Genomic DNA, 5,446 nt, shown 5'->3' on the forward strand with positions numbered 1-5,446 from the left:
GGCGCGCTCCACGGCATTGTCGAGGCCACGGTGGCGCGGATGGAGGCCCTGGGCGCCGACCGCGACCGCCTGCGCGCCGTCATAGGTCCCTGCATCGGACCCAGATCCTACGAAGTCGGCCTGGAATACCTGGACCGCTTTATGGCCGCCGATCCCGCCTACGCCCGGTTCTTCGCCCCCGGCGCGGCGCCCGACAAGCGGATGTTCGACCTGCCGGCCTTCGTGCTCGACCGGCTGGCGGCCGCCGGCGTCGGAGCCCGCGCGTGGATCGGCCACGACACCTGCGCCGAGGCCGACGACTTCTTCTCCAACCGCCGCGCCTTCAAGACCGGCGAGCCCGACTACGGCCGCCTGCTCTCGGCGATTGTGCTGGAGGGATAGACTCACAGCCCGCCCCTGCTACAAGCCCGCCGCATAAGCGCAACCTCCGCGGGGCCCCGATGAAGCTGCTGGCCGGCAACTCCAATCGTACGCTGGCGGAGGCCGTGGCCTCCCACCTCGACCTTCCGCTAACCAAGGCGCAGGTGAAACGCTTCGCCGACAATGAGGTCTGGGTGACCATCGACGAGAACGTCCGCGGCGAGGACGTCTTCGTGATCCAGTCCACCAGCTACCCGGCCAACGACAATCTGATGGAGCTGTTGATCTGCATCGACGCGCTGAAACGCGCCTCGGCCAAGCGGATCACCGCGGTGATGCCCTACTTCGGCTACGCCCGGCAGGACCGCAAGACCGGCGGGCGCACGCCGATCTCGGCTAAGCTGGTGGCCAATCTGATCACCCGGGCCGGCGCCGACCGGGTGCTGACCATGGACCTGCACTCCGGCCAGATTCAGGGCTTCTTCGACATCCCCACCGACAATCTGTTGTCCGCGCCGATCCTGGCCGCCGACATCAAGGACAACCACAAGAAGACCAACGAGCTGATGATCGTCTCGCCGGACGTGGGCGGGGTGGTGCGCGCGCTGGCGGTCGCCACACGGCTGAACGCCGAGCTTTCCATCGTCGACAAGCGCCGCACCGGCCCCGGCAAGAGCGAGGTGGCCAACATCATCGGCGACGTCTCCGGGCGCCGCTGCATCCTGTTCGACGACATGATCGACGGCGGCGGCACGCTGACCAACGCCGCCCAGGCGCTGATCGACAACGGAGCGGCCGAGGTCTCGGCCTATGTCACGCACGGGGTCATGTCCGGCGCTGCGGTCGAACGGGTGAACGCCTCGATCCTGAAAGAGCTGGTGATGACCGATTCCATCGCCGCCCCGGAACGCGCCACCGACGGCGGCAAGATCCGCTACGTCAGCTGCGACAAGCTGATCGGCGAGGCGATCCGCCGCATCGCCAATGAGGAGAGCGTGTCGAAACTGTTCGACTGAGGAAGGGGTCTCGACAGGGCGACGCTTGCTCACCGGGCGTTTACTGTGCGACTCCACACTCCTGTCGGGGGACGAATCTGAGCGTAACGCCACGCATCTTCGGGGAAGGCTTTCCGATGACCTCCGCAATTCCGCCCCGCCGCGCCTCTCTGGGATTCGCCCCGAGCGCCGCCGTGGCCGCCCTGACCCTGGTCCTTGCCGCCTGCTCCTCCGCCCCGCCGCCGGCTCCGCCGCCCGCGCCGCCCGCGCCGGTCGCCGTCGTGGTCCCGCCGGTCAGCCTGTCGCCGCGCGTCGTGGAGCTGGCCAGCGCCTACCGCGCATATGTGATCCATGCGAGCGCCATTTCACCCGGCTTCGCCACCGGCTCGGACGTGGCCCAGGGCCTGCGGACCGGCGAGGCTTACGAGCCGGGCCAGCTGCTGCGCGGCGCCATCGCCTACGGCGCGGTTGTAGCCCTGCAGGACCCGACCTATGTGGCCGGGGTGCGCAAGTTCGTGGGCGACCCCGAGCAGCGCCGCACCGTCGCCTATGAAATCATGAAGGACCCGGCCTACGCCGTGGGCTTCGCGGGCTCCGCCAGCGCTGCAGGCCTGGTGATGAACGCGCTGGGCGACGACGGCCGCAAGCTGATCGACCTGGGCCGCGACGTGCACCATGCGGCCTACGAGGTGCAGCATCAGGCCTGGTCGAAGGCCGACGTGCCGGCCCGCGAGAGCCGGCTGGCGCTCGCCAAGCAGCTCTCCGAGACCGAAGCCGCGGGCGAAGTCACCGAGACCCTGCGCCTGCAGACCGCGGTCGCGGGTCCCGGGCAGATGAACGTGACGCCGATGACCGCCGAGCCGCCCTATACGCCGGAGGTGATCCACGCGCTCGCGGTCGCCGCCCTGGCCGCCCTGGGCTACGCTGACGACGCGAGCCTGGCCCAGGTGATGCCGATCCTGGCCGAACCCGCCGGCGGGGTCTGCCTGAACATGGCCAAGCTCAACCTCTACCAATGCCTGGCCGTGGCCCGGCCGCACTACGAGGACGTCTTCTGCCTGGGCCAGCACATTCTGGAAGACACCGGCGCTTGCCTGATGAAGGGCGCCGGCGTCGCGGCGCCGATCGATCCCCGCGTCCAGGCCCTGGCCGACGCCGCGCTGACCAAGGCCTCGACGCCCGCTACGTCGCGGTCGAAGACCAAGAAGCGCACGAGCTCGAATTAAGCCCCGCGCCCGTTGCGCGGACGGGGGCTTTTGTGTATTTACGCGCACCTTTCGGCCCAACCGGGTCGCATCCTGCGTCGCCGCGCGCTCTTCGCGCGGCGGTTTCGTTTCTGAGGCAAGGCCATGGCCGATATCGTTCTGAACGTTGAAGTCCGCGAGCGCACCGGCACCGGCGGCGCGCGCGTCGCCCGCCGCGAAGGCCTCGTCCCCGGCGTCCTCTATGGCGGCGACAAGGACCCCGTCGCGATCTCGGTCAAGATGAACGAGTTCAAGAAGGCGCTCTACACGGGCAAGCTCCTGGGCCACCTGGTGACCCTGAAGTACGGTTCCGAGACCCAGCCGGTCATCGCCAAGGCCGTGGATATGCACCCGGTCACCGACACGCCCTGGCACTTCGACCTTTATCGGGTCGACGCCAACCAGCAGATCAAGATCAACGTGCCCCTGCACTTCCAGAACCATGACGCGGCGCCGGGCATCAAGCGCGGCGGCACGCTCAACGTGGTGTTCCACGACGTGCAGGTCGCCTGCGCGGCCGACCACATCCCGGAAGAGCTGGTGTTCGACCTCACCGGTCTCGACATCGGCGACTCGATCCGCGTCTCGGACCTGAAGCTGCCGGCCAACGTCGCCGCTGCGATCCCCGCCGAGACGGTGCTGGCCACCATCTCCGGCGCCTCGTCGCAGGCCGATGAGGACGAAGCGGCCGACACCGCGGTCGCCGAAGGCGCCGCCGCCGAGAGCGCCGCGGAAGAAGGCGGCGAGGCCTAAGGCCCCGTCGCCTCAAGCTTGGTTGGGCGGCCGTCTTCGGGGGGCCAGATGCTGCTGATCGCCGGCCTGGGCAATCCGGGCCCGACCTACGCCAAGACGCGCCACAACATCGGTTTCATGGCCGTGGACGAGATCGCGCGCCGATGGGGCTTCGGCCCCTGGCGCTCGCGCTTCCAGGGCTTCGCCGCCGAAGGCTCTGTGCCGACGCCGGACGGGCCCGCCAAGATCCTGATCCTCAAGCCGCAGACCTTCTACAACGAGAGCGGCCGAGCGGTCGGCGAGGCGCTGAAGTTCTTCAAGATCGAGCCTGAGAACCTGATCGTCTTCTACGATGAGATCGACCTGGCCCCCGGCCGCTTCCGGATGAAGGCCGGCGGCGGCGCGGCGGGGAACAATGGCGTGCGCTCGATCACCAGCCAGGTAGGCCCCTACTACCGCCGCGCGCGGCTGGGCACGGGCCACCCAGGCCAGAAGGAGCTGGTGCACGGCCACGTGCTCTCCGAATTCCACAAGGCCGACCAGCAGTGGGTCGCCCCGCTGATCGAGGCCTGCGCCGAGGCCCTGCCCCTGCTGGCGGCCGGCGAGGACGAGAAATATCAAACCGAAGTCATGCGCCTGGCGCCGGCCGACAAGGTCGATCCGCGCAAGGCTGCGCGGGGTGAACTCTAGGACCGGCCGACATGATCATTCCTGGCTTTCTCCTGTCGCTGATCATGGCGGTGCTGCTGTGCTGGCACGCGGTGAAAACCGGCCGCAACTCCATGTGGCTATGGATCATCCTGATGACCCAGCCGCTAGGCGGGCTGGTCTATATCGCGCTCAACATCGTCCCCGATATCTTCGGCGGGACCACCGCCCGCAAGCTCGGCCAGGCCGCGCGCGAGACCCTCGACCCGCACCGCGAATACCGTGAGGCCAAGCAGGCCTGCGACGAGACTCCCACGGTGCGTAACCAGTCGCGCCTGGCCGCCGCCGCCGCGCACCTGGGCCACTTCGCCGAGGCCGAGGCGCTCTACCGGACCGCGGCTCACGGGGTGCACGCCGACGACCCGGTCCTGCTGCTGGGCCTGGCCAACGCGCTGCTGGAACTGAACCGCCCGGCCGACGCGCTCGAGGTGCTCGACAAGCTCGGGACTGACGAGACCTTCGGCCGCACACCGGCCGCGGCCATGTCGCTGGGGCGCGCCTACGAGGCGCTGGACCGCATCGCGGAGGCCGACACCGCCTACCAATGGGCCTCCGAGCGGCTGCCGGGCTTCGAGGCGCTGGCCCGCTACGCCGCCTTCATAGCCCGCCACGGCCGCCGCGATGAGGCGCGCGAGATCGTCGTCGAGCTGGACAAGCGCATGGTCAAGCTCCGTGGCCAGTTCCGCAGGGAAGCCCAGACTTGGCGCGACTTCGCCGCCCGCGCGCTCAGCGGGCGCTAGGTCCCGAACGCTCCGATAGAGCGGCCGAGAGGTCCGGACTGTGACGATCCGAACACGCTCCGATGGCCTTCAAAACAGTCGTCACAGACGCCATTTTCCCGCGGAACAAATTTTTCGCGCCTCTGTGTTGAGCGGCTACCCCGGGGGAATCACCGGGAGGCTGTTGTGTTGAAAGGTCTGGCTTTGACGGCGAGCGCCGCCGTGTTGTCCTTCGCCGCGTTCGTCCCGAGCGCACAAGCGGCCGTTACCGTATTCGCAACCACCACGACCCTGGCTTCCGGGCCAAATTTCACCTGGGCGAACAATGGCGCCGGCGACACCGGTTCCGGCGGCGCGCTCACCGGCTCGGGTTCGACCTCGTTCAGCTTCGAGAATCCGGGAGCTGCGCTGGACGCCGTGGCGTTCGTGCCGGCGACCTTCAACTTCACCGCGTCAGCCGTCGGCGCTGCGGCCGGCTTCTCCGGCGCGCCCAACAACCTCTGGACCCAGACCGGCCTCAGCGGCTCGTTCAACTACACTTTCTCAGGCACGAGCGACGCGACCTTCGGCGGAACGACGCTGACTCCCGGCGAGAACCTCTTGAGCGGGACGTTCAGCAACGCCTGGATCCAAGGCAACGGCGGCTCCGGGTCCACCAACCTGTCGATCGGCAATGGAGGTCACATGA

The 5,446-nt window shown here is 68.6% G+C and carries 6 protein-coding genes and 1 pseudogene; all 7 read left to right on the plus strand.

Annotated elements, in window-relative coordinates:
- Nucleotides 1-381 (plus strand): laccase domain-containing protein (locus tag E8A12_RS14270; RefSeq protein WP_293369890.1); only part of this gene is annotated, 381 nt, incomplete at its 5' end.
- A gap of 59 nt (nucleotides 382-440) precedes the next feature.
- On the plus strand, nucleotides 441-1,376 hold the full coding sequence (locus tag E8A12_RS14275) for a ribose-phosphate pyrophosphokinase (protein WP_293369893.1): 936 nt from the start codon (nucleotides 441-443) through the stop codon (nucleotides 1,374-1,376).
- Nucleotides 1,377-1,492: 116 nt separating this feature from the next.
- The gene (locus E8A12_RS14280; RefSeq protein WP_293369896.1) at nucleotides 1,493-2,581 is read left to right on the plus strand and encodes a hypothetical protein; all 1,089 of its coding nucleotides are present in this window, start codon (nucleotides 1,493-1,495) and stop codon (nucleotides 2,579-2,581) included.
- Nucleotides 2,582-2,704: 123 nt separating this feature from the next.
- Nucleotides 2,705-3,352: a 50S ribosomal protein L25/general stress protein Ctc gene (locus E8A12_RS14285; protein ID WP_293369899.1), complete on the plus strand. Its 648-nt coding sequence runs from the start codon at nucleotides 2,705-2,707 to the stop codon at nucleotides 3,350-3,352.
- Between the two features lie 48 nt (nucleotides 3,353-3,400).
- Nucleotides 3,401-4,021, plus strand: coding sequence for an aminoacyl-tRNA hydrolase (gene pth / locus E8A12_RS14290; RefSeq protein WP_293369901.1), 621 nt, complete (start codon nucleotides 3,401-3,403; stop codon nucleotides 4,019-4,021).
- A gap of 11 nt (nucleotides 4,022-4,032) precedes the next feature.
- A complete protein-coding gene (locus tag E8A12_RS14295; RefSeq protein WP_293369903.1) occupies nucleotides 4,033-4,779 on the plus strand; it encodes a tetratricopeptide repeat protein in 747 nt (248 codons plus the stop codon).
- Between the two features lie 201 nt (nucleotides 4,780-4,980).
- Nucleotides 4,981-5,446 (plus strand): annotated as a pseudogene (locus E8A12_RS14300) (hypothetical protein); the annotation flags it as partial.

The organism is Phenylobacterium sp., assembly GCF_004799395.1.
GTDB lineage: Bacteria > Pseudomonadota > Alphaproteobacteria > Caulobacterales > Caulobacteraceae > Phenylobacterium.